Origin of the sequence: Acidiphilium sp. AL (assembly GCF_025499445.1) — a bacterium.
Taxonomy (GTDB): Bacteria; Pseudomonadota; Alphaproteobacteria; order Acetobacterales; family Acetobacteraceae; genus Acidiphilium; species Acidiphilium iwatense.
Genome location: NZ_JAIMBZ010000013.1, coordinates 54,916 through 78,687, shown reverse-complemented (window position 1 = coordinate 78,687; position 23,772 = coordinate 54,916). Strand labels below are relative to the sequence as shown.

General features: G+C 60.0%; 21 protein-coding genes and 2 tRNA genes. 7 read left to right on the top strand and 16 right to left on the bottom strand.

Going from position 1 to position 23,772, the window contains the following annotated elements:
- Positions 1-162: 162 nt before the first annotated feature.
- Entirely contained in the window at positions 163-1,593 is a 1,431-nt protein-coding gene (locus tag AiwAL_RS10025) for a type II and III secretion system protein family protein (protein WP_262312637.1), read from the bottom strand.
- A gap of 358 nt (positions 1,594-1,951) precedes the next feature.
- On the opposite strand from AiwAL_RS10025, the gene AiwAL_RS10020 reads away from it, so the two are divergent.
- The 5 genes from AiwAL_RS10020 to AiwAL_RS10000 all read left to right on the top strand — a co-directional run bounded on the left by AiwAL_RS10020 (position 1,952) and on the right by AiwAL_RS10000 (position 7,664).
- Positions 1,952-3,190: an ABC transporter substrate-binding protein gene (locus AiwAL_RS10020; RefSeq protein ID WP_235703770.1), complete on the top strand. Its 1,239-nt coding sequence runs from the start codon at positions 1,952-1,954 to the stop codon at positions 3,188-3,190.
- A 77-nt stretch (positions 3,191-3,267) separates the two neighbouring features.
- Entirely contained in the window at positions 3,268-4,143 is an 876-nt protein-coding gene (locus tag AiwAL_RS10015) for a branched-chain amino acid ABC transporter permease (protein WP_235703769.1), read from the top strand.
- The gene (locus AiwAL_RS10010) at positions 4,144-5,061 is read left to right on the top strand and encodes a branched-chain amino acid ABC transporter permease (RefSeq protein ID WP_235703768.1); all 918 of its coding nucleotides are present in this window, start codon (positions 4,144-4,146) and stop codon (positions 5,059-5,061) included.
- The gene (locus tag AiwAL_RS10005) at positions 5,058-6,530 is read left to right on the top strand and encodes an ATP-binding cassette domain-containing protein (protein ID WP_262312636.1); all 1,473 of its coding nucleotides are present in this window, start codon (positions 5,058-5,060) and stop codon (positions 6,528-6,530) included. Before AiwAL_RS10010 ends, AiwAL_RS10005 begins: the two co-directional genes overlap by 4 nt.
- Positions 6,531-6,698: 168 nt before the next feature.
- Entirely contained in the window at positions 6,699-7,664 is a 966-nt protein-coding gene (locus AiwAL_RS10000) for a transporter (protein ID WP_235703766.1), read from the top strand.
- Positions 7,665-7,717: 53 nt separating this feature from the next.
- Here the strand turns inward: AiwAL_RS10000 and AiwAL_RS09995 are convergent, their stop codons facing one another.
- The 6 genes from AiwAL_RS09995 to AiwAL_RS09970 form a co-directional block, all read right to left on the bottom strand.
- Positions 7,718-8,248: a DUF4142 domain-containing protein gene (locus AiwAL_RS09995; protein ID WP_235703765.1), complete on the bottom strand. Its 531-nt coding sequence runs from the start codon at positions 8,246-8,248 to the stop codon at positions 7,718-7,720.
- Between the two features lie 152 nt (positions 8,249-8,400).
- Positions 8,401-8,477 (bottom strand) — tRNA-Arg (locus AiwAL_RS09990).
- Between the two features lie 53 nt (positions 8,478-8,530).
- A complete protein-coding gene (locus AiwAL_RS09985; protein WP_235703764.1) occupies positions 8,531-8,842 on the bottom strand; it encodes an ETC complex I subunit in 312 nt (103 codons plus the stop codon).
- Between the two features lie 188 nt (positions 8,843-9,030).
- Positions 9,031-9,104: transfer RNA gene (locus tag AiwAL_RS09980), tRNA-Pro, on the bottom strand.
- Between the two features lie 59 nt (positions 9,105-9,163).
- Positions 9,164-9,649, bottom strand: coding sequence for a DUF192 domain-containing protein (locus AiwAL_RS09975; protein ID WP_235703763.1), 486 nt, complete (start codon positions 9,647-9,649; stop codon positions 9,164-9,166).
- A gap of 16 nt (positions 9,650-9,665) precedes the next feature.
- A complete protein-coding gene (locus tag AiwAL_RS09970; protein WP_262312635.1) occupies positions 9,666-10,757 on the bottom strand; it encodes an acetoin utilization protein AcuC in 1,092 nt (363 codons plus the stop codon).
- A 45-nt stretch (positions 10,758-10,802) separates the two neighbouring features.
- Here AiwAL_RS09970 and AiwAL_RS09965 point away from each other — a divergent pair, with 45 nt between their 5' ends.
- Positions 10,803-12,386: a peptide chain release factor 3 gene (locus tag AiwAL_RS09965; protein WP_235703761.1), complete on the top strand. Its 1,584-nt coding sequence runs from the start codon at positions 10,803-10,805 to the stop codon at positions 12,384-12,386.
- Positions 12,387-12,399: 13 nt separating this feature from the next.
- Here AiwAL_RS09965 and AiwAL_RS09960 read toward each other — a convergent pair whose 3' ends face one another.
- The 9 genes from AiwAL_RS09960 to flgE all read right to left on the bottom strand — a co-directional run bounded on the left by AiwAL_RS09960 (position 12,400) and on the right by flgE (position 22,009).
- The gene (locus AiwAL_RS09960; protein WP_262312634.1) at positions 12,400-14,604 is read right to left on the bottom strand and encodes a hypothetical protein; all 2,205 of its coding nucleotides are present in this window, start codon (positions 14,602-14,604) and stop codon (positions 12,400-12,402) included.
- Complete coding sequence (locus AiwAL_RS09955; RefSeq protein WP_262312633.1) at positions 14,597-15,349, bottom strand: lipopolysaccharide assembly protein LapB; 753 nt, start codon at positions 15,347-15,349, stop codon at positions 14,597-14,599. Before AiwAL_RS09955 ends, AiwAL_RS09960 begins: the two co-directional genes overlap by 8 nt.
- Positions 15,350-15,377: 28 nt before the next feature.
- Positions 15,378-16,280, bottom strand: a complete 903-nt coding sequence (locus tag AiwAL_RS09950; RefSeq protein ID WP_235703758.1) for a DUF1217 domain-containing protein — start codon at positions 16,278-16,280, stop codon at positions 15,378-15,380.
- Between the two features lie 16 nt (positions 16,281-16,296).
- The gene (locus AiwAL_RS09945; RefSeq protein WP_235703757.1) at positions 16,297-16,686 is read right to left on the bottom strand and encodes a flagellar biosynthesis regulator FlaF; all 390 of its coding nucleotides are present in this window, start codon (positions 16,684-16,686) and stop codon (positions 16,297-16,299) included.
- Positions 16,655-17,053: a flagellar biosynthesis repressor FlbT gene (locus AiwAL_RS09940; RefSeq protein WP_235703756.1), complete on the bottom strand. Its 399-nt coding sequence runs from the start codon at positions 17,051-17,053 to the stop codon at positions 16,655-16,657. Before AiwAL_RS09940 ends, AiwAL_RS09945 begins: the two co-directional genes overlap by 32 nt.
- 67 nt (positions 17,054-17,120) lie before the next feature.
- Positions 17,121-17,984 carry a flagellin gene (locus AiwAL_RS09935; RefSeq protein WP_235703755.1) on the bottom strand — a complete coding sequence of 288 codons (864 nt, stop codon included), beginning with the start codon at positions 17,982-17,984 and terminating at the stop codon, positions 17,121-17,123.
- 96 nt (positions 17,985-18,080) lie between these two features.
- Positions 18,081-18,911, bottom strand: a complete 831-nt coding sequence (locus AiwAL_RS09930; RefSeq protein WP_262312632.1) for a hypothetical protein — start codon at positions 18,909-18,911, stop codon at positions 18,081-18,083.
- Positions 18,912-19,162: 251 nt separating this feature from the next.
- Positions 19,163-20,668, bottom strand: a complete 1,506-nt coding sequence (gene flgK / locus AiwAL_RS09925; RefSeq protein ID WP_235703753.1) for a flagellar hook-associated protein FlgK — start codon at positions 20,666-20,668, stop codon at positions 19,163-19,165.
- Positions 20,669-20,692: 24 nt separating this feature from the next.
- Positions 20,693-22,009 carry a flagellar hook protein FlgE gene (flgE, locus tag AiwAL_RS09920; protein WP_235703752.1) on the bottom strand — a complete coding sequence of 439 codons (1,317 nt, stop codon included), beginning with the start codon at positions 22,007-22,009 and terminating at the stop codon, positions 20,693-20,695.
- 270 nt (positions 22,010-22,279) lie between these two features.
- On the opposite strand from flgE, the gene AiwAL_RS09915 reads away from it, so the two are divergent.
- Complete coding sequence (locus AiwAL_RS09915) at positions 22,280-23,746, top strand: flagellar hook-length control protein FliK (protein WP_235703751.1); 1,467 nt, start codon at positions 22,280-22,282, stop codon at positions 23,744-23,746.
- Positions 23,747-23,772 lie beyond the last annotated feature (26 nt).

Below are 23,772 nucleotides of genomic sequence, written 5' to 3'. Positions count from 1 at the left end.
AAGATGCGCAATCCGCTCCCATTGGTCAGCCCTCAGCCCATAACGCCCCATCGATCAGCCTTTCGGAATGCTGATCTGCTATGAATCAGGAAAACGGTCGCGCCGGAATCCCCCCCGGTCAAATGACGACACACCCTAGAAAACAGGGTACTCGCATCGGGATCACCTAAGCATGAAACCGGCCCGGCCAGGCAAAATCGTCCGCCGTGCCACCGTGCCGTTGTTCTGGAACAGGAAGATACGCTGCAACTGGTTTGGCGGGGTCCAGCCTCCGTCCGGCGATTCCAGGTATTTCGAATGATCGACGGGTTGCACCAGATAGGGGGTGACCAGAATGACGAGTTCTTCCTCCTGCCGGTTGAAATCGTCGTTGCGGAACGCGGCGCCGAGAACCGGAATCTGCCCCAGGGCCGGAACCGCATGATCGGTCTGATTACTGCTGTTATCGAGCAGGCCCGCGATCGCGAGGGTCTGGCCGCTGCCGATCACGACGGTCGTGGAGGCGGATTGGGTGGATAGCGATGGCACCACGATCGATTCGCCCGCGACCTGGACCTGAAACGCGTTCTGCGTGGTGGGTGAACTGACCGTCGGTTTGACATGCAGCACGATGCTGCCGTCGTTCAGGACGACCGGCTTGAACTTCAACTGAACGCCGTAATTCTGGTACTCGACCGTCACTTGGCCGTTCTGGCCGGGAACCGGCACCGGGAACGACCCGCCATCGATGAAGCTGGCACTTTGCCCGGATAATGCGGTCAAGGTCGGTTCGGCGAGGATATGGGCGAGATTATCGGTATTCAGCGCGTCGAGAATCCCGTCGATCGGGACGGTCTGCTGGGGGAATTGTAGATTGAACGTACCTCCCGCGGGCGCCGTGCCACCCGACGAGCCGATCAGATTGCCGAGGGTCGAAAACCCGAATAGGAATTTGCCGATCGGAACACCGCTTCCGACGCTCTGCCAGTTGATGCCGAGCTGTTGGGTGACGGTGCGCGACATCTGCGCGATCCGCACCCTGAGCGCTACTTGCTGCGGCTGCTCGACCTCGGTTTCGTTCACGATTTTCTGCTTCGCCCCGGCGTCGAGCTTGGCTTGCTTGATGATCAGGTAATCTTGCGCCGGTGTCGGCACCGTGCCGCGCAACACGATACCGTGAGCCTCGCTGGCAACCGAGATCACCGAACCTGGAGCGATGCGCTTGGCTTCGGTCTGCACCCGTATTGCCGGATAGCGCGCAGGCGATACCGCAACCCGAAACACCGCGATCCGATGACCCTTCGCATTGGTCGCGGTCAGGGTGGTGAAGCCGGGCGCTTTGCCGAACACGAAGAGCCGTCGCGCGCTGGCTGGCCGAACGGCGATAATTTTCGGGTCCGCGACGAAGACGTTGCTGGCGTCGCCGGTCAGCGCGATCAGCTTGCCATTGCCTTGTTCGATCGCGAGCCGGCCAGCGACCCGCGGCGCTGGCGAGGGTGCATCGATGCCCGGCAATGGGTGCGGTTGAGCATGGGCGCTGAACGATCCGACAGCGAGGGGAATCGCACAGAAGGCCCCGAGAATGCGGCTGGATCGTCCGTAATCCGGCGTCATCGGACTATACCGTCGGGGATCGTCATGAACGCCACCGCATTTTGCCTCTAAAACCTTTTCAGAAACGATCGGCGAAGAACTATCGTGCGGACATCGGTTCGCCGGGCCGTGGTCAGGGTTCTAGCGGAGGAAAGTTAATAATTTATTGTGTTCTCGGATCATTTTGCCGGATCGCGGGAACGGGAGGCGTTTTCGCCATGCGTATCCCCCTTGTCGTTTGCGCTACCTATGGCATGATCGCATGTGAGGCATCGTCTTGTGTGGTGGTTCTGAAATTCCCGAGTGCTCGCGGTAGCGATTTTAGGAATTTAAGAACCAAAAACCACATCAGCCTCAGAACAACAAAAGGGAGACCGAAATGTCCAAAAAAGGGAGACTTGCGGTGATCGCGGGGGGCATCGCCCTCGGTGTCCTGCCGATGGCATTCGCGCACGCCGCGAAGCCGATCAAGATCGGCATAACCGCCGAACTCGGCACCATTCCGGGCAAGGCAATCGCCAATGGCGCCATTCTCGCCGCCGACCAGATCAACGCCAAGGGTGGGGTCAACGGGCGGAAGATCAAGCTGATCATCGAAGACGACCACCTTTCGACCACCGATGCGATCCGCTCGTTTCAGCGCATGGTCAAGCAGGACCACGCAGTCGCCGTGGTCGGCACATTCGTGAGCGAAGTGGCGCTCGCGCTCGAACCCTGGGCCGCGCGGCTGCACGAACCTTATTTGATTACCGGAGCGGCGGCCAACGAACTTTCGGAATACGTCCACGCCGACTACAAACAGCGGCAATATATTTTTCACGCCTATCTGCCGGCGGCCTATCTCGCGCAGGCGGTGTGCGATGCCTCAAAACAGACGCTGGTCGATCAATTCCACATGAAAACCGCGGTGGTGATGAGCGAGGATGCGGCGTGGACCAAGCCGCTCGACGCCGGCTACGACAAATGCCTGCCGAAAGTCGGCTTGAAAGTGCTCGACAATATTCGTTTCGCGCCGAACACCTCCGATTTCACGCCGATCTACCAGAAGATCGAAAGCCTTCACCCTAATGTGATCATTGCCGGATGGGCTCATGTCGGTGTGCAGCCGACGGTGCAATGGGCGGAACAGAAAGTGCCGATCGCGCTGGCGGGGATCAATGCGCAAGCCGGATCTTCGGTATTCTGGAAAGCGACCAACGGCGCGACCGAAGGCGTGATTACCGGCAGCACCTCGGCGCCAGGTGTCGCGATCACGCCGAAAACCCTGCCGTTTACCGATGCCTATCAGAAGAAATTCGGCATTTCGCCAGCCTATACCGGCTATTCGACCTATGACGCGATCTATGCGCTTGCGGATGCGATCGGCCGGGCGAAATCGACCAAACCCCTTGCGATCGTCGATGCCCTCGACAAGACGAATATGATCGGCACGCAGGGGCGGCTCGTGTTTCAGGGCCCCAAGAGCAAGTTCACCCACGCGCTGAAATACGGCCCGAAATACGTGACGGGGGTGGCGTTCCAGTGGCAGAAGGGCGTGCAGAAATGCATTTGGCCGCTCAACCTCGCCAATGCAAAGCCGGTATTTCCGAGCTTCGTGAAGCTGCCTGCAAAATCGTGACCGTGGGCCATGGTGGTCGGATGCCTGTGCGCATCCGGCCGCTTTCCATCTGAAACGATGAACCGAAGGGAGCCGGCGTGCTCGCCTTGCAAATTCTGATCGACGGCTTCGCGATCAGCACGCTCTTTGCGCTGGGCGCGCTGGGGTTCACGCTGATTTTCGGGGTCTCCGGCGTGCTCAATCTCGCGCATGGCGGATTGCTGGTGATCGCGGCGATGATCGCCTGGTACGTCGGAACCTCGCTGGGTTACGGCGCGGATTGGGGGGCTCTCGCGGGGCTCGCCGCGTGTGTTGCCGCCGCTTTGCTCACCTATCTCGGCGTGGTGCGGCCGATCGAGCGGTCGCGCGCGATTCCGGCGCGGGAGCGGGAATTATTCGTGCTGACCGCGACGCTGCTCTGGGGCGTCATGATCGAGGAAGCCCTATCCTACGCTTTCACCAACAGTCCGGTAACGGTGAAGCCGCTGATCGGCGGCACGATCGACCTGTTCGGCGTGAGCACGCCGATCAACGAATTGCTGATCGCGGCGATCGCCTGGCTGGCGATGGGCGGCTTATGGCTCCTGGTCAATCGCACCAGGATCGGCAAGCGGCTGCTCGCCGCCTCGATCAACCCGCGCGGGCTGACATTGCTTGGCTTCGAGCTCGGCACGATCTATCTGATCGTCTGGCTGGTCTATGGCGCGCTCGCCGGCATCGCGGGCGTGCTGCTCGGCAGTTTTCTGGGCTCGGGCTCGGGCTACATTCCGGGACTGACCGGCAGCGCCTTCACCATCGTTGTGCTCGGCGGGCTTGGTTCGGTGTCGGGCACACTGATCGCCGCCTATATCGTCGGCTACATCGAAACGGTGACGGCGTACCTGATCTCGCCCTCGCTGCGCGATGTTCCCGCATTGATCCTGTTGGTCGTGGTGCTCTATGTGCGGCCCCAGGGGCTGCTGGGGCGGCGTTAGGTGCACCGCAATCTTCGCCGCACGCTGATGCTGGCCGGTATTCTGGTACTGCTTGCCCTGCTCCCGCTTGGTGCCAATGGCTATATACTCGGCGTACTGACAACCGCCTTTTATTTCGCGGTGTTCGCGATGTCGTGGGATCTTCTGTTTGGCTATGCGGGAGAAGTTAATTTCGGCCCCACTTTTCTGATCGGACTTGGCGCCTATGGCGCGGGCATGGCAAATGCGCTGCTGCACGCCCCGGTGCCGCTCGCGATCCTGATCGGCGCGGCCGCCGCGGTCGCCGGCGGCGTGGCGCTTGCCATCCCCGCGTTGCGGTTGAGCGGTCCCTATCTCGGGCTGATAACCCTGGTCGCGGTGTTGCTGCTGCAGCAGGCGATCGTGATTTTCGCTGGCGTGACCGGCGGCGAGATCGGACTTTCGGTGCCCGACGTGCTCTCGATCGACAGCGGGCCGAACTATGAATATGCGCTCGCCTTCATGGCGGCGAGCGGGCTCGTGCTGACGGTGATCGCGCGATCCTCCTTGGGCATGATCCTGCAGGCGGCGGGACAGGATCGGATCGCGGCGGCGGCGCTGGGGTTCAACGTCACCAAACACAAGATCATGGCCTTCGCCGTCTCGGCGCTGTTTTCCGGCCTCGCCGGCGCATTCCTGGTGTTCTATCTCGGCACTGCCTCGGTCAGCGCCGTCGTCGATATCGCGATCGGGGTGCGGGTGATCATCGCCGCCGTGCTGGGTGGGCGGCGCACCATCATCGGCGGTGCGATCGGCGCGATCTTCCTGATCGTGGCGGGAGAATTGTTGCGTCCGATCGGCCAGCTCTCGACCTTCGTGGTCGCATTGATCGCGCTGACGGTCATCGTGCTGTTTCCCGACGGATTGCTCGGTCTTCTGCCGGCGCGGAGAGGATCGTGAACGACGCTTCGCCGCGTCTCGCGGTGTCCGCGCTGCACAAGCGTTTCGGCGGTCTTGTCGCGGTGAAGTCGCTCGATTTCGCGTTATATCCCGGCGAGATTCTCGGACTGATCGGCCCGAACGGGTCGGGTAAATCCACCGTGATGCAGATGATCATGGGAGTGGTCCGGCCGACTGCGGGGCGCATCGTGCTCGATGGCGCCGATATCGCGGGCAGGCCGGTTTTCGAGATCGCGCGCGCCGGCGTCGGCATCGTGTTTCAGCATTCGCGGCCGCTGCGCCTGCAAACCGTGATCGAGAACATCCTGCTGGGGCTTCTGCCCGACCGGATCGACCGGTTGCGTCCGCCGCCGGGAGCAGTCGATCGGGCCCGGATCATCGCGGAGGAATGCGGACTCGGGGCGGTGCTCGATCGCCTGCCGGCGACGCTGCCCTTCGCGGATCTGCGCCGCATGGAACTTGCCAAGGCGATCGCGCGCGATCCGCGCGTGGTGCTGATCGACGAGCCGTTTGCCGGTCTGACGCGCGCGGAGGTTCAAGATTTCTCCGCATTGATCAGCCGGTTTCGCGATCAGGGCCGTGCGGTCATGCTGGTCGATCACAATGTGAAAAGCATCGCCTCGCTCGCCGACCGGGTGTTGGCGCTTTATCTCGGCGAGAAGATCGCCGAAGGGAGCCCGGAGGCGGTGATGCGCAACGAGACGGTCCGCCGCGTCTATATCGGCGGCGGCATCGAAACGCATGAGCGCCCGGAAGCCGAGATCGCGGCCCGCAAGGCGCTGCTGAAGGTGGACAATCTCAGCCTGTTCTACGGCAAAGCGCAGGCATTGGACGATGTTTCTCTGACGGTTCACGCGGGCGAGTTCGTCTCGATCGTCGGGCTCAACGGCGCGGGTAAAACCTCGTTGTTCAACGCGATTTCCGGCCTCGTGCCCTATCGCGGCACGATCGCATGGGATGGCGTGGTACGCGGCCGCGAAAGCGCCGCCGTGATTGCCCGATCCGGCATCGTTCAATGCCCGGAGACGCGGGAATTGTTCGGCGCGATGAGTGTTGCCGACAATCTCGATCTTGCGGCGCAGCATCTCGATCCGCGCGAAGTCGCGGAGCGGCGGGAGTGGTTGTTCGGCCTGTTTCCGATTCTCAAGGCGCGCGGCGGGCAGGAGGCGCGCACTCTGTCCGGCGGTGAACAGCAGATGCTGGCGATCGCGCGATCGCTGATGATGAAGCCGCGCCTGCTCATTCTCGACGAGCCGACCCTCGGGCTTGCGCCGGTGATTCTCGGCCAGTTGTCCGAGGCGCTCGGGATCCTGCGTGCAACGACCGATATCACCGTTCTGCTGGGCGAGCAGAATGTGACCTTCGCGCTACCCCACGCCGATCGGGTTTATATGCTCGAACACGCAAGGATCGTCTGGCAAGGAGGCCCGGCGCGCTTCGCCGCTGAGGCCGGGACCGGATATCTGTGAACTGTGCAATATTCCGGGCCGAGGAATGTTGCCAAAACAGCACATACGAGCGAAAACTTGGAGGTTGTTTCCGGCGCTATAGGGCAAAACGTTGATTCGGCGCGACCTATCGCCGCAAAGTGCAGCAATATATAATCGAAAACCATAAACCTTGGGAGAGAAGTCGTCATGAGACCGAAAGTCAGGCTCAATATCGGCAGAATCGCCTATTGGTGCGGTGTTGGCGTCCTGGGTGCGGTCGTCGCCACGAGCATCGCGAGCACGTCAGCCGAGGCTGCTGCACCGCTACCTTATGATCTGCCGACGCCGCCGCCGAATGTCAATGTGGGCATCATCTACAACCAGTTTTCCACGGCGGGCAGTTTCTATACCGCGAACGGCACCAAGGTCGGCAATACCCATATCGCGACCGATGTGCCGATTCTGCGCTACGTCCATACCTTCAGCCCGATCGATGGCATGCAATGGGGCGTTCAGGTTATTGCGCCGGACGTCAATTTTCTGGGCAATACCAAGATTGGCGGCGCCAGTTTGTCGACCAACGGGGGTTTCGCGGAACCGCTCCTGTCAGCCTTCATCTATCCGCTCGACGATCCGGCGGAAGACCAGTATCTCACACTGGCCTACTTTCTCAGTCCGCCAGTCGGTGCCTACAATGCCAACAGTTCGATCAACGCCGGCACCCATAACTGGGTGAACAATCCCGAGATCGGCTACGGCCACATCGTGTTCGGCAAACCAAAAGGTAAGCGCCTGGACTTTCAGATCTGGCTCGATGCCTATTTCTATGGAGTTAACAATGATGGGCCGGCGGTCGGGCCGTTCGGTTCGCATGTGCATACCCAGCCGACCGGGCAGGTCATCGTCTATCTGCCTTATTTCTTTCACCCGCAGACCGATGCCTATGTCGGCCTCAGCTTCGAACAGACCTTCGGCGGCAAGCAGTATCTGACCTCGCCGATCGGCAGCTTCGATACCGGGAACCGCAACAACGTCACCACGATCGGCATCAACGCTGGCAGCTTCCTGGCTCCCACGGTTTTCGCCCAGGCTTCGCTGGGCACCGATGTGCGGGTGCGTGGCGGCGCGCGGAGGAATGTGATCTTCCAGATTCAGGTTGGCAAGATTTTCTGACAAACCGAACCGGCGCTCCTGCCACAGAAGCGCCGGTTTCTCCAGGCTTTTGGCTACTCGGCGGTTCCCGCCGGCAGAGCCTTCCGCAACATGTCCAGATTTTGCTCGACCAGCGGCGCCGTCTGCATCGCCACCTGTTTGAAGGTCGGGTTCAGGCCGTTCCGCGCCTCGTCCTGAAATACCGCAAGGGCGGTCTCGTGGCTGGCGATTTCGGCACGCAGGAAGGCGACCGACAGGTTTGGCTGCGGGCGATAATTCAGCGTAACCAGTTGCGCCTTCAGCTCCATGGGGAGCGTGTTCGGTAGGGTTACGCCATTCGCCGCGGCCTGGGCACGGATTTTCGGCGCGTATTCCGCGGCGTCGGCGCAAATCTTGTTCACCACGGGCACGACCTGCGGCTCCAGCGTGTTCTTCTGAACGAAGGCGCAGGCATCGAGATCGAAATGCACGAGCTGGTAAGCGGTGGTTATGAAATTGAGATCCTGGGACGAGACATTGCTCGATTGCGGCGCCTGCGCCGTCGTCGAGCAGCCCGCAAGAGCAAGAAACGCGGCGAACACCCCATAACGTGCGGATAATTTCATTGAACCGTCTCCCTCAGGGCGTGATCCTTACGGGTTTCAGCGCGAAACCCCAGCCCGCCGTCACCCCATCGGCAAGGCTTCCGTCCGCATAGTCGCAAATCGATGCCGATCCGGGAAGCGTAAATTTCACCATCGCACCGATGATGAAGAAATGGCGACCCCGGCGTGACTCGAACACGCAACAACCCGCTTAGAAGGCGGGTGCTCTATCCAGTTGAGCTACGGGGCCGATATAATTGGCATCATCGGATAAAACCACCGCGATTTCAATGTTGTATCCGCTTAATGGGTCCAGTTGCTGCGCCGGTCGAAGCGGAAATTATCAGCATAGGCCTTGGGCCGGCAACGATGCTCGGTCGGGATTTCGAGGTCGAACTTAATGCCATGGCGCTCGGCATAGGCGACCGCCTCGTCGCGCGTCTCGAAGAAAAGCCGCACCTGGGTCGCCAGCGTGTCGCCGCTGCCGGTCCAGCCCATCAGGGGGTCGAGCCGCTTGGCCATTTTCGGCTCGAATTGCAACACCCATCGGCGGGTCTTGGCCCAGCCGGACTGCATCGCGCTCTTCGGCGGCAGAAAAATACGCGCCCTGGTCATGCCAGCTCCTCGTGTTCCGTTTCGGAAATTCGCCTACATTGCCCGATAGCGTTCTACGAATTTCCGAAGCGATAGAACACTAGGAAAATCAAGGTCTTCTAGTGTGGTGATTCTGGAATTCCTAAAATTGCTGCCGCAATCGGGTAGGAATTTCAGAATCGCCACACTAGGTCATGCTCGCCGCGATATCGGGGCGGCCGGACTCGAACCGGCGGCCTCTTGTACCCAAAACAAGCGCGCTACCAGGCTGCGCCACGCCCCGACAATGCCGCATATCAACCGCGCTTCCTAATGCTGTTACCCCCGACTAGGCAAGCAAGCCTATCCGGCATCATTGAATTGCGAGCCGATCACCTTGTTGCCCACGTCGATATCGTCCTTCGCCGTGATCCCTCCCTGGAGTTCCAGCGTCGCGGCAACCGGCACGTGGCTGGAGATTACCCGCAGGCTCTGCGGCACGGTTTCATTGGCAATGTGGCGAATCGTGCCGTGCGGTCCGATGAACACCATGTCGAGCGGTACCAGCGTATTCTTCATCCACATTTCGGAGATCTGCGGCGGAGTCCAGGGAAAGATCATGCCGGTATCCGCCGGGACGTTCTTGCGGAACATCAGCCCGACCTCCTGCTGGTGCGGAGTCGTCGCCTGCTCGACGGTGAAGGTGAACCGTTTGCCGTGCTGGTTGACGATGGTGATCTGCTCGGTGGGCAGCTTGGGCTGCGCCTGGGTGATCGCCGCCGAGGCGGCTCCAATGGCGAGCAACGCGCTTGCCGTCCCGGCATAGAATCGCCTCGTCCAGATACCCATCATCCTGCTCCTTATCTCACACGGCCATTGCCCGGACGGCATCCCGCACCGTTCCGGCGTTCGGCGGATCGGCGATGCCGGTCAGCCAGCGCGCCGGGCGCGGCTGCCCTGGCGCGCGGAAATAGCCGATCCCGGCGAGAACGTCCAAGGCGGCCCGCGGCAGGCGGTCCGGGATCACGAAATCGTTAAGCCGCGCCCAGATGCCAGCCCAGGCCCGCGCCAGCGCATAGGGGTTGTAGCCGCCGCCGAGCACGATCAGGCGCGGCGCCAGAGTCTTGATCGCACCGACGGCGGACCAGAGGGCAAGATTGGACAGGTCGAGCTTGGCCATCCTGTCGTCGGCCAGGGCATCGGCGCCGGGCAGCAGCATGATCGCCTCGGGAAGGTGCGCCGCGATGCGCGGCAGGATCGCGCGATCCATCAGGAAATCGAGTTCCGTGTCGTTGAAGCCGGGCGGGACCGGATAATTGATGACGCCCATATCCGGCCGGGAAACCGGTCCTGTGCGCGGCCAGCGCCCGGCTTCATGGACGCTGATGGTCAGCACGCGCGGATCGGTCGCGAAGGCGGCTTCCACCCCATCGCCGTGATGGGCGTCGAGATCGAGATAGACGATGCCGGACAGGCCATGATCGAGCCACTCAAGAATGCTGAGCGCGGCATCGTTCAGGGCGCAGAAGCCGCGCGTGCGATCGGGCCAGGCATGGTGATTGCCGGCCCCCGGCACTTGGACGATGCCGCCATGGGCGGTGAGCCGCGCCGCCAGGATCGCGCCGCCCGCCGAGGTTGCCGGCCGGCGATAGACCGCCGGATGGATCGGATTCGCGTCTGCCCCGATCCGATAGCGCGTGCGCAGGGCTTCCGGCAGGTCGAGCATGGCTTCGGCCTGCTCCAGCGCGTCGAGATAGGCCGGGTCGTGAAACCGTTCGAGCGCTGCCCGGTCGGCGACCGGCGAGATGCGATAGTTTCCGGTATCGAGCCAGCCCATCGCGCGTGCCAGATCCTCGGCCAGCGGCGCGCGGATCACCGCAAGCGGGTGCGGCGGCGTGGCGATGGGCTGCCGATAAATGTCGGCGCCGATGAAAACCGGCGGTCCAGCATGGCTCACCTGCCTTGCCTACACAAGCAGGAGCCTTGTTGCTATAGGCCGCACATGATGGATGATTTGGCCCTGATCGCCGCACCGGCGGAGACAGTCGTTTCGCCGCTGCCGCGCCGGACCTTTGCGATCATTTCCCACCCCGACGCCGGCAAGACGACGCTGACCGAAAAACTGCTGCTGTTCGGCGGCGCGATCCACGAAGCCGGCATGGTCAAGGCGCGACGCGAGCGCCGCAATACCCGCTCGGACTGGATGGCGATCGAGCGCCAGCGCGGTATTTCGGTGACGTCTTCGGTGATGACCTTCACCTGGCGGGACGTGGTGTTCAACCTGCTCGATACGCCGGGGCACCAGGATTTCAGCGAGGATACCTATCGCACCCTGACAGCGGTGGATGCGGCGGTGATGGTGATCGACGCCGCGCGCGGCATCGAGGCGCAGACGCTCAAGCTGTTCGAGGTCTGCCGCCTGCGCGACATCCCGATCGTCACTTTCATCAACAAGATCGATCGCGAAGGTCTCGATCCGTTCGCTTTGCTCGACGAGATCGCCGGCACCCTGGCCCTGGATGTCACCCCGCTGCTCTGGCCGGTGGGGATGGGCGGCCTGTTTCGCGGTTGCTGGGATATTGCAGGGAATCGGCCGATCGGCCAGCAGGCACCGGATGGCGGCCCGGCGCAACCGGTGGACATCCCGCCCGAGCAACTGACGGAATTGCGCGAGGCGATCGAACTGGCAGGGGCCGGTTATCCCTCATTCGACGAAACCGCGTTCCGCGCCGGCCATCTCACGCCGGTCCTGTTTGGCAGCGCCCTCAAGGATTACGGCGTGGCGGAGTTGCTCGCCATGCTCGCCGATTGCGCGCCGGCGCCGAGCGTGCAGCGCGCCGAGCCACATCCGGTCGCAGCCGATGATCCGGCGGTGACCGGTTTCGTGTTCAAGGTGCAGGCCAATATGGACCCGAATCACCGGGACCGCATCGCCTTTACCCGAATCTGCTCGGGCCGGTTTCAGCGCGGGATGAAATTGTTCCACGTCCGCGCCGGCAAGACCATGGCGGTTCAGGCGCCGATTTTCTTTTTCGCGCGCGATCGTTCTCTCGCGGAGGAAGCCTATCCCGGCGACATCATCGGCATCCCGAATCACGGTTCGTTGCGCGTTGGCGACACGCTCACCGAAGGCGAAATGTTGCGCTTCACCGGGATTCCCAGCTTCGCTCCTGAAATTCTGCGGCGGATCGTCTTGGCCGATCCGATGCGAGCCAAACAGTTGCGCCGGGCGCTGGAGGATCTCGCCGAAGAAGGGGTTGCGCAGATTTTTCGTCCGATGCTCGGGGCGGACTGGATCGTCGGTGTGGTCGGCGCGCTTCAGCTCGACGTTCTGGCGGCAAGGATCGACGCTGAATACAAGATCCCGATTCGCTTCGAAACCGCACCCTATGCCACGGCGCGCTGGGTCAATTGTGACGATGCGCGGCGGCTGAAAGAATTCGTCGATGCCAATCAGGCGTCGATGGGACTCGATCGGGACGATTCGCCGGTGTTTCTCGCACGCGATTCCTGGTCGCTCCGCTTCGCCACCGAGCGCTGGCCCGAGATTCGCTTTTCCGCCACCCACGAACAGGCTGTGACATAGTCGCTGCGATCGGTTAGGCCCGTGCGGCGGCACAATAGTCGTGCCACGCGTGGCGCAAACCAGCGCCAAGGCTTTTGCCGAAGCGCGCGGTATCGCATAACGGGCTTGCCACAACCTGCCGGCGTAATCCCGCGCGCAATTCCGTGAGTGTGTGCAGATCCTTGGCCAGTTCCATTGCGCGATCGATATAGGCATCCGTCGATGTGGTGACGCAATCTAAGAGCCCGACATTGGAGAGATGGCTGACCGAATGGCGTGCGGCGAAATGTTCGCCGGCAAGAGTGACAACCGGCACACCCATGAACAAAGATTCGCAGGTTGTCAGGCCGCCGGAATAAGGAAAAGGGTCGAGAGCAATGTCGATCTTGTTATAACCGGCCAGAAATTCCCGATGCGAGGCCCGCCCCAGAAAATCGAGCCGTGCAACGTTGATCCCCGCATTCCGCGCCCGCTCCTGCAGGCGCATGACCGTGACGGATTCCGAAAATTGCGGGCACCGAAGCGCGAGTCGCGCATCCGGCACATGGAATAGCAGATCAGCCCAGGCGGTTAAGGTTTCGTCGGTAATTTTGGTAACATTGTTGAAGCAACCGAAGGTGACATGACTACGCGCGAGGGCGGGCGGGGGCGTGAAGCCCGGTGGATTGTCCGGCGGTAAATAACAGACGTAACCATCAGTCAATCTAAGCAAGCGTTCGGTATAGAACCGCTCGAAACCGTCTGGTGTTTCCCAGCGATCGGTAAGGAACCAGTCGATTTCGCGGATGCCGCTGGTCGTGCATTGCATGCCGACCCATTTGATCTGCACCGGCGCAGCCCGATAGGCAGTCACCGACATGCGGCCGGCGTCGCCATAGCCACCAAGATCGATGAGAATGTCGATATTCTGTTCGGCAATCAACGCGGCGACTGCGTAATCGTCGAGCGCGTCGATCGCATGCCAGGCATCGGCGCGGGCGGCGAAACGTCGAGCCAATCTGTCCTCCGGCGCGAACCGGCCGAAACAATGGATCGGAAAGCTGTCACGATCGAGTGCCTCGAATCCGGCAAGCGTCAGCCAGCCGACCGGATGGGTGCGTAAAGTATTGGAAAGTAGGCCGATGCGCAAAGGCCGTTCAGGATCGTCCGATATCGCTGACCGCGGGCGCATCATCGGCGTGCCTGCGCGCGGCAACATGGCACCTAATGTCTCCATCGCGTGCCGCACCATGATTGCCGATGCGTCGCGGCGATATGGCATCAGGCTACACTCGGCGCGCAGCGCCTCAATCTCATCCGCGCCGTTCATTCGTGCGGTGGCGAGATCGTCCATTGCCCCCTGGATGTCACCCATCGATGCGCGTTGATTGGCCCTGGTGCAAAAAATCCTTGGATGCGCCGATCCTTGTGTCGCGACCATGCCGAGAATCGTTTCCGCCTCAGCATAGCGATAGAGTCGTGCCAACGCGACGGCAAGATCATGGGCGATCACCGGGTCGTTCGGCGCGAGCCTGTGCGCCGCACGGAGTGCCGGTTCGGCACGATAGGGCCGCATTGCCATCATATGCACCGATCCGAGAGCCGTTGGAATCCACGGCTCGTCAGGCATCAAGGCATAGGCGGCTTCCAGGGCGGCTTCAGCCTCGTCGAGCGCGCCGCGTTGCAGTGCCGAACGACCGGCGAGAGCGAGCCTGATTCCATCGCTCCAAGGGGGCGCAGGATCGGAAATCGGACCATCGAGCCATGTTTCGGAATCGACCGCATCAAACGCATAAATAAGCCGATCCGGCGCCAGTGTAGCGGCGTGCCGGAATGCGCCGGCAGCGCGAATATCGAGTTTTGCCGCGGCATATGCATGACCCAGGGCATGCCAAGCCTGATGATTGTCCTGCGCAAGATCGGTTGCGCGGGTCAGAAAATGCAAGCCTGTCTGGGGCGGTTCATGCTGCAAGGCGAGAACGCCCCGTGCGAGCAGCGCCTCGACTCGCCTTGGATTGCACTCCAGAGCCGCGTCATAGGCAGCCATGGCCGCATCGTGACAATTCCTAGCGCGCAGGCTTTGACCGAGGCGCAGCCAGGGTTCATCCCAACCCGGTATCAGCGTTACAACCTGACGCATTGCCGCCTGAGCAATGTCGTGCACGCCCTCGCCGTCGAGCCGGATCGCCTTGTTGAGAAGGGCAACCGGATCGGTGTCGGCTCGATTGTCCTGCCAAGGTGCGACGCAACCGTCATGCATGAGCGATTTCAACGAACTGGGGGTCGTCACATAGCCGCGCGGCTTCCGCCCAATCGGCGGAGTGGGCGGCGGCTTCGATCGCGAGCAATCGCGTTTCGATATCGCAGGTCCCGGAATCGACCGTGGACTTTATCTCGATTTGTGCTGATTCAAGCTGATCCTGGGCAAGAAGTGCGCGGATCAATGCGTTGCGGAAAGCGATCTCCGTTGGGGCCAATGCGATCCCGGTACGCAGGATTGAATCGGCTTCTTCGGGCACGGCCCGCGCCAAGGCGAGGCGAGTGGGTGCATGGGCGGGTATTGCGGCGCAAGCTTCACGCAGACAGATCGTGGCTTGTTCGACTCGCCCGAGTTCCAACAGGGCCCGACCGAGCAATGACTTTGCGCCAGCGTTGTCAGGTCTTGCAATCACCGCTTCGGCTGCAGCAGTGGTAGCCGTGGCGAAGTCGCGTTCAGAGAGACCGATTTCGGCACGCAGGATGAGCATGGCGAAATTAGCCGGGAAGCGTTCCAGACCGCGGTCGAGCATTTCCGTCGCTTGCTTTGAAAAACCACCAGCAAGCGCAATCTCCGCCTTAATCGCGATAGCGCTTTCCTGCATATCGACCAGTTTTTCGAGAGTCGGCAGAAGAAGCTCCGCGGCGCCGATCTGACCACGGGCGATCAAAGCACGCATGCGTGAGGCAAGCGTTGCTCCAAAGTCGGCATCGCCTTGAGTTGGTTCGATCGAATTCAGGCTGGTCATGTTTTATGTCCCATTCTTGCATTGGATCTCACGCGACCAGGCCTTGCGCTTGAACGGCAAGGGAGGTCATATTTGCTATTGTACTGGTGCTGGCGTTGCTCTGGGCTGCTGCTTGCAGGACGGTCAGATAGCGATCGGCAAAGGACTGCACGAATTTGGGGTCTTGCAAACTGGCAACGTTGAACTGGCTTGTGATGGCCTGCTCTTGTGCTGCCAAAGGCTGATAGGCAATCTGCTGTGGGATACCCAAAGCGGTGGTGACTACGTCACGGATCACCGGATCTCCGAGAATTTGCACGGTCGAGGTAAAATTCTTGGCATTTTGAACGAAATCTAAGGCGTTCGATAGACCGGCCGTCTGCTGATCGAGCGATTGCCGCCAGAGAACCTCGGCATAGCCGTTGGCCAGAGTGCTGACGATTTTTGGATTCTGGATAATGCTGAGCCCTTTGTTCGCAAAATCATAGGTTTGTGCGGTTGCAAGCCATTGCGTATTGGTTGTGGCCAATTGATTGGCGAGCGATGTCGGGTCGTTTGGATCGGACAGCAGCGCCTGTTGAGCCAGTGCCGGATAGCCGATCTGTGGCCCAAGCCCGTTGGCGGTCAGCAGAACCTTCATGACCGCCGGGTTCGCCAGAAGTTGCTTCGCCGAGGTCGCGGTCTGGACGGCCTTGGTGAAGGCAGCCACATCCCGAAGCACCTGAGGCTGTTTTGCCTCGGCTGCAACGTCCTGCGCTTGATTACGTTGGGCAATCTGAAGCGCCGTAATTGGATTTTCCGAACTTGTCCCAACATTTCCGGCAGTCGCGCCCGCATAAGCTGCGCTCAGAATGGAGGTGATGTTTTCCGAGATATTGAAGTTTCCTGACAACGATAATGCCGTGAAAAGCGAGGCATAGGTGCTAAATACTCCCGACAGGCTGACTGACATAACAAATATCCTGGAATTACACGCGACCGTTCAGGCCGTTAGCAAAATGATCGTTGATCTCGGCCAGGAAATCGAAGTCAGGTGTCTCCTGGATTGCCGCACGCAATACGGATTGCGCGACGGAAACGATTTGCGCGCGCAGTGGAATCGGTAGCGGATTGCGTGGATCATGGTTTGCCGCAAGAATGGTTTGCCAGAGCATTTTGACGTCGGCGAGTGCGCGGGTGCGGGAAATCTCATCCGATGCGCGGCACAAAGCGCTACTTACCCTGCGAATGATTTCCGCATCCTGATCGCGCTGATTGCGCAGAGTTGCGGCTGAGCCGTAAGCTTTCAAAACCTGAAAATGGTTAGACATAAGCGGTCCTTTTTGATCATAGACTGGCGTGCATGACGGCGGTTTCATGCCGCATGATTCTACGCGTAAGTTTCAAGGCCTCGTAACAATTATCCGTTTCGGCAAAGGCGAGCGCTTTGTCGAGAATCTCCCGCGCCAATGCTGATGTCGTCGCTGTTTTGAACTCCTCGATCAACCCGCGAACCCGGGTCAGCGCGGTATTGCGTTCTTCATCAGTACCGATATAGGCCGTCTGGAACGCAAAATAGATTCGCCGTGCCGGCGTATCGGCATCTTCTGCACGCAAGATCTGTTTGCCGAACATGAAGCGGGCCTTGGCAGTCAACTCGATCCGCGACTTGGTCCGAAATCGAATCGGGGCGCCGTTCAAAACCATGACGTCACCTTGGCGGAGTTCGAGAACCAGAATCGACATCAGGCAATCCTCGGACAAAATCAGTCGAATCCGGCCTGCCATTGGCAAGCCGGATCGCGGGACAAATTTACGGAAACAATTTTGTCAGCAGACCAGGCGATTGATCGGCAATGGAGAGCGCCGACGTCGCTAATTGCTGCTGAATCTGCAAAGACTGAAGCTTGGCCGATTCCTGCGCCATGTTGGCATCCACCAGGGCGCCGAGACCGGTATTCAGTGAGTTGATTTTATCCTGGTTGAACGTGATCTGATTGTTGATCTGATTGGTCAGGTTGCCATAGGTGTTCATTGTCGACCCGACCGAACCCACCTTGCTGCTGAACGTGCCGGTTGCGGTAATGAAGCTTGCGACCGTCGTTGCCGAATTCAGCTGCGTGCTGGTGAACGCCAGGGAGTGATAGATTGCGGACATGCCGCTCGAAGCGATCGAAAAAGTTCCGCCGGAGCCGTTACTGACGACCGACAAGGCAGTAGTCGTGAACGTGCCGTTCGAGCCCGCGATATTACCAAGTAGAGAGCGGCCGTTGTAGTTTGCGTCCTGAATATAGGTTTTGATGTTGGTGAGCTGAGACTGATATTGCTGAATATACTGCGCGCGCTGATTGCCGGTGACGCTGGAGTTGGCCAGATCAACCAGCGTCCCTTTCATGTTCTGCATCATGTTCGAGATGTTGGTCAGCGCCGTGTTGGTGGTCGAGAGCAGTCCCTGAGTATCGCCGAGCTGCTGATTGGCTGCGGTGAGACCGGTGACATCGGTTCGTACGGACTGAGCAACGGCAAAAGCGGCACCGTTATCGACCGCGCTGTTGACTGAATATCCCGTCGAGACGGCGGACTGCACCGACTGGAGTTGAGAATTGATTGTGTCAAGAGAGTTGACCGCGACCATCGCGGCCGAGTTGGTGATGATGGAGTTGATAGCACCAGACATTGGGTTATCCTTTGAAACATAGCATCGAAAGCTTCGCGTTTTGCGAAATCGGCGTATTTTGCACCGAATTAGTTAATGCCGGATGAAGCAGACCCATTAAATGTATTGCGCGAGGGACATTGTCTTCATAGCGGCGATAAGCTGATACGACGCCTGCAACTGGGTTTGCGTGGACGACAAATCGGCAAGGGTGCTGGTCATATTGACCTGATCGGCACCGGCAAGCTGGTTTGTGAGTGCCGTCGCCGTTTGTTGCAAATTGACCGCCTGAGTCGCCAATGCCGCTTGCGTGTTGCCGAGAACGCCGGCATCCTCCGAAAGCGCGGTGACGGCGTTTCCCATCGAGGTTGCGGTCGCCTGGGCGAAACCCTGGAAATTCGCATTGCCCACTTGACCGGACGTCAAACTCCCGATGGTCGCAAGACCGCGCATGATATCGCGCATATAGGAGCCGGTCGTATCCGCTCCCGCAGAGGTGACGAATCCGTTGGCATTGGCTGCGATTCCGACCGCAACCATGGCGTCGTCGCCGGCAGCGACTTGTGATAATGCAGGATTGGCGCCGAGCCCGACAGCAAACGGCGTTATCCCTGGTGAATTCGAACTGGCAACCACAAGCGTTGCGGCTTCGGTCGCGGTAGCGCCGTTGCTTGCGAGACTTGCGACCGCGTTTTGAATACTGGTGAAAAATCTGGAACTTGCGATGCCATTCGGATTTGGAACCGGAGGCGAATCGCTATTCTGACCACCGAATATGTAAATCGAACCGTCTTTGGTGTTGAGCAGGTTGGCGACTTGTACCAACGCCTGCTTCGCGGAAGCGGCGAGCGTATCCATCGCCTGCGGCGTCAGCGCACCGATGGATAGCAGTTGCCCCATGAAGTTCGAACCGATCTTGCTGATCGAGGAAAGCGCGGTCTGTTGCACGCCCATTCGTCCGGTAGCGACATCGAGATTGGCAATCGTGGTGGTGATGCCGGCGATTTGCGGAGCAAGGGTGAGGGTGGTTGCCGCCGTGCCAGGAGTCGCGGTATCGAGCCTGGCATAGGTCGATGCTACGTAGCCGGTCGAGGATTGTATGATAAGTTGATCGAGCCGCGCCTTGGTTGCGGTGGCTCCGGCAACCAATTCCTGTATTAATCCGAAATTGCCGCCCGTGAATCCAGAAATTGATCCGCTCATGAAATCATGGCCTCCATCGTTTGCCACATTTGTTGTGCGATTCCGACAATTTTGGCGTTCGCGGCGTAGGCATTCTGGAGCGCGACGAGCACACCCATCTGTTGATCGACACTGACGCCATTTGTTGCGGAAAACTGGGTGGTCAAGGCGTTAGTGAGCGAGCTAGATGAGGCTTTCGCTGCTTGCGCATCGCTGCTGATTGCGGCTTCATCACTTGCGAAATTTGTGGCGACGGTTGAGATCGTGCCGGCACCGGTGTAGTTGAGCGCAATCGTGCCGGAAGGGCCAAGTCCACTGGACGCGGTTACCGGCTGACTGACGCCGGCCTGAACGTCTTTTCCAAACGCGAATTTCAGCACGCGTTGGATCATGGTCGAGAAACCAGCCGGACCGCCCGGCGGGTTTGGCGTGAAGGACGACGCACCTGTAGCGTTTCCCGCGATTGCCTGGGTTCCGTCACGCACCAAAGCCGGATTTTTGACGACTGCCGGATTGACGGTTACCGCGTTAGAGAAGCCAACACTGCCGGTTGCGTTTGGAACGTTGCCCGAAGAGTCTGAAAACAGCGTTAACCCCTGCGCGGAAAATCGGCTTGCAATCCCTTGCGAAAATGAATCGAGGCCGGCCTGCAGTTTGGGCAATGTGGCATCGCGCAATTGCAGCGATGCGCCAATGGTGCCGTCGGTGAGGAGTGGTGTTACGTCCTGGCCATTCAGCGTAATGGCCGGGACGCCACCGCCGGGGTAATAGGCATTGGCCCCAAGTGTCGCGGACGGTGTGGATAAGGGATGATTTGCGTCGGTTGGCAGTTGCAGACCTGTTGTGGTGTAAAGCGCAATCGTGCCATTCGGCTGCGGAACCGACTTGGCGCCGGTGAGCGAGGCGATCGTCTGCACCAATACGTTGCGCTGATTCTCGAGATCGGCGGTACTCAGGCCCTGCTGCTTGAGGGCGACGATTTGGGTGTTGAGCGTGCCCACTTGCGTCAGCGACCGGTTCAGGTTCTTGATGTCGGCAACCATTGTGGTTTGCGCCGCTTGGCGTGCGGTGCCAATGGCGCCGGCAATGCTGTTGATTTGGCTGGTCAACGTCTGCGCTGCCGTGACGAGGGCGGATTGTTGCGCGGGATTGGATGGATCTGACAGCAAGGTCGCGAAGGAGGATTGAACGGCACCAACCAGGCTCGGCAAGTCATTGCCCTCGCCTGGCGCACCCATCACCTGGTCGATGCCGGATAATGCCGCCGCCATTGCACTCTGATACGACTGGTTGCTGATCGATGCGTTGAGTTGCGATTGCATGTCGGTGTTCAATTGGCGCGTTGCCACACCGCTTATCACGCCGGTGCCGATGCCTCCTGCCGTGGTGCTCGAGAGGGTTTCGGTTTCAGCCGAATATCCCGGTGTATTGGCGTTGGCGACGTTCTGCGACACCACGGCGAGCTGCCGTTCGATCGCGGTTAGCCCGCTGCTGGCAATGGCAAGGCCCGCTCCGATACTCATGATCCTAATTCCAGGTCGATATTATCATGGCAGCATGTTGATTGTGGTCTGGGTCAACTGATTGGCCGTGGTAATGACCTTGGCATTGGCCGAATACGCGGCCTGAGCGGCGATCAGCTTGGTAAATTCGGTCGCGATATCGACATTGGAACTTTCCGTCGACCCGGTCACCAGAGACCCGCCGCCATTGGTTCCGGCCGCATTGACCGTTGCCGTGCCGGAACCCTGGCTTGCGGTGAACAACTGACCACTTTGGTTTTGCAGCGCGTCCGGCGCGCGGAAGGTCGCGAGCGGAACCTGGGCCATGGTTGCCGAAAAGCCGTTGCTGTAATTGACCGTGACATTGCCTCGATTGTCGATGGCTACATTACTGAAATTGCCTTGGGGCATCCCGTTCTGCGAGGCGCCTTGCAGGTTGAAACTGGTGCCCGAATATTGAGTGAGCCCAGAGGTGTCGCCGAAATTGCCCAAATCGAGCGAAATCGGTTGCGCACCATTACCGAAATTGGCCGAAAAATCGAGCGTCGCCGGGCCGTTCGCTGCATAGCTTGTCGCGGTAACGCTGCCGGTCGGATTGGATAGGCTGCCAAGCGTGCCGGCAGGAACCGCATTGCCACTAGTCGCGCCGAATTTCATTTCGGCGGTTCCGATCGTCGAGGGGGTGGCATCGGGTGAGGACAATGTCACCGTCCAATCGTTGCTCGCATTTTGAACCCAGCTCAGGTTAAGCTGATGCAGCGTGCCGAGACTGTCATAGACATCGACCTGCGTGCTCACCGGCTGACCGGGCGTCGGCGTCGCGGGCAAAGCAGCCGATAACGTCACGCTGCTGGTTGGTACCGGCGGGGTTGTGCCCTGGGCAATCCGGATCGGTGCGAGCACTGCGGTATTGATGATGCCGGTGGAGGGATTGACCGACCAGCCATCGAGATAGGCGCCGGCCCCATTCACCAAGTAGCCATCCTTGTTGAGCGTGAAGTCTCCCGCCCGCGTGTAATATTGCTGTTCCTGAAAGCTCTGCGCCATCGTACCGCCGGTTGCAGTAGTCGCGGCGGGTTCGCTGACCGCGAAGAACCCCTGGCCGCTGATCGCGAGCGCCAGCGGATCGCTACTCTGGGTGACCGCACCTTGTACCGTATTGGTATAATCCGGGTGAGCCGCGACCGAGTCCGAGCCATTGGCCGTTGCGGTGCTTTGGGTCAGATAGTTGATGAAATTGGTATCGACGCCTTTATAGCCGACCGACTGGCTATTCGCGATATTGTCGCTGATATTGGTGAAGGCGCTGGATTGCGACTGCAACCCGCTCACTGCCGTATCCAAGGCACCGAAAATCGACATCTTGTCCTCATTTCCCAAAAGAACCACTCGCTGGAATCGATCGCGCGGCGGCATCGGCCATGCGACGAAGAGCCATGCAATGAAGAGCTAAGCATGAACCGTGCCAATGCAGGTTGACGAGGAATCAGCAAGAATTGGTGAAAATGGTGCCGCTACCCTCGGCAAAATGCGCCGACCAGACAGATTTGGCCCGGCAATTTCTGCCGCTTGTCCCATGGTTGGCCTGCTTTTCTTGCCAATACGCCGGGTTTGCCTGGCAGGAGATTTGCATTGCTGTTTTATATGCCGTTCAGTTTCACTCCATCCATCAATTCCGCTTCGATATCAACCATGCAGGGCAATTCTGAGGCGAAATCGTCGGCCACCGCAATCCCGATCGGCGGAGCCGCACTCAAAACGACATTTACTAACGCGACATTAACCTCTACGGCTTCGATAACACTGCCAATTGCAAAACCAGCCGATCTCCCACCCAAAATACTGATTTCCTTTAAGCACACGCTGTCGGATGCCATGCCGGCGGCGCAACTTCCGTCGAAGGAAGCACCCGACCGGATAAGTCACAGCATGGCGAAGGATTGGTCTCTTCCGACCGAGCCGGGCGGCATTGACCCATCTCTAGCAGTGGCCGTGCCGAATCTATCGTCGCCTTCAGCCATCTCAGACAACGTGGCAAAAACCATAACGATAAAAGTAAGTAAGGGCGATGGGACGGCTGCGAATGATCGCACCAAGATAACGCCTGATGTGGCACCAGCACCGGCAGCCCGGATCGATTTGCCATTTCCGATCCCGCTTCCTGTAACGCAGCAATTCATGCCAGTGGGGCAGAGGACAATCGTTGGTGTGCCGCCGAGCGACGGTCAAGCGGTGTTGAGACGATCGGGCATGATGAAGCAGCATGACCTGGAGACTGGATATCAAACCGTAATCGCGGCACAGGGGAATTCCGCTACAGCGCAAGGCGCGTCCACGGGGGATGCCAGTTCGGCGACAACTTCATTTCTGCCGCACATGACCGGGCAAAGTGTGGCAGATGGACAGAAACGCTCCCTGGAGTCGCCGATGCCGAGTCCCGACTCATCGGCCTTGGCGGGTGCCGCAACGGCCGGGCCAGTCGCATTGTCCGAGGCGGTACCTCTGCCAGTCACCACGCTACCGACTCCTGTTGCCGCGCCAGCCGGCCAGGGTGCTGCCGTGCAAATCGCCGCCGTGATGGTCGGTGCCGACGCAATCCCGATCGCCGCAAACCAGGCGCTGAGCGCTTCTGGAATCCGTCTCACCATCGCGATGGCGCCGCCCGCGATCGGCATGGTCACGGTTCAGATCGACCGTCATGCCGATGGAAAAGCCGTCATCGCGGTGACGGCAACGCATCCAGCGACACTCATCGCCTTGCAGAACGATCATATGGCACTCGAACGAGCGCTGACCCAGGCGGGCATCCCGATGGAACATCGCAGCATCGCATTTCATCTCGACGCTGCCCGAGCCGACACCAACCCTTCATCAGGTCAAGACACCACCGGCCAAAACAATGGTGGTCAAGGCAACGCTGGCCAGCTCGGCATGAGCAGCGGCCAGGATGGCCGAAGGTCGCGTAGCGAGCCGTCGCATGGCACGGCGTTTGCCTGTCCGTCGGGCGACGCTTCCGGCGAGCGTCCCGCCGCCGCCGATAACGCCTTGCCGCAACGCCCGATACGGATGCGACGCTTCGGCTTGAACGTGATGGCCTGATACGACACGAGCAAAGGATTGCCCGA

Coding starts and splice junctions, on each gene's coding strand:
- AiwAL_RS10000 (WP_235703766.1), top strand. CDS start 6,699: ATGAGACCGAAAGTCAGGCTCAATATCGGCAGAATCGCCTATTGGTGC.
- AiwAL_RS10025 (WP_262312637.1), bottom strand. CDS start 1,593: ATGACGCCGGATTACGGACGATCCAGCCGCATTCTCGGGGCCTTCTGT.
- AiwAL_RS09960 (WP_262312634.1), bottom strand. CDS start 14,604: ATGCATGACGGTTGCGTCGCACCTTGGCAGGACAATCGAGCCGACACC.
- AiwAL_RS09965 (WP_235703761.1), top strand. CDS start 10,803: ATGATGGATGATTTGGCCCTGATCGCCGCACCGGCGGAGACAGTCGTT.
- AiwAL_RS09940 (WP_235703756.1), bottom strand. CDS start 17,053: ATGTCGATTCTGGTTCTCGAACTCCGCCAAGGTGACGTCATGGTTTTG.
- AiwAL_RS09995 (WP_235703765.1), bottom strand. CDS start 8,248: ATGAAATTATCCGCACGTTATGGGGTGTTCGCCGCGTTTCTTGCTCTT.
- AiwAL_RS09950 (WP_235703758.1), bottom strand. CDS start 16,280: ATGTCAGTCAGCCTGTCGGGAGTATTTAGCACCTATGCCTCGCTTTTC.
- AiwAL_RS09975 (WP_235703763.1), bottom strand. CDS start 9,649: ATGGGTATCTGGACGAGGCGATTCTATGCCGGGACGGCAAGCGCGTTG.
- AiwAL_RS09935 (WP_235703755.1), bottom strand. CDS start 17,984: ATGTCTGGTGCTATCAACTCCATCATCACCAACTCGGCCGCGATGGTC.
- AiwAL_RS10020 (WP_235703770.1), top strand. CDS start 1,952: ATGTCCAAAAAAGGGAGACTTGCGGTGATCGCGGGGGGCATCGCCCTC.
- flgE (WP_235703752.1), bottom strand. CDS start 22,009: ATGTCGATTTTCGGTGCCTTGGATACGGCAGTGAGCGGGTTGCAGTCG.
- AiwAL_RS09945 (WP_235703757.1), bottom strand. CDS start 16,686: ATGAAACCGCCGTCATGCACGCCAGTCTATGATCAAAAAGGACCGCTT.
- AiwAL_RS09985 (WP_235703764.1), bottom strand. CDS start 8,842: ATGACCAGGGCGCGTATTTTTCTGCCGCCGAAGAGCGCGATGCAGTCC.
- flgK (WP_235703753.1), bottom strand. CDS start 20,668: ATGAGTATCGGAGCGGGCCTTGCCATTGCCAGCAGCGGGCTAACCGCG.
- AiwAL_RS09955 (WP_262312633.1), bottom strand. CDS start 15,349: ATGACCAGCCTGAATTCGATCGAACCAACTCAAGGCGATGCCGACTTT.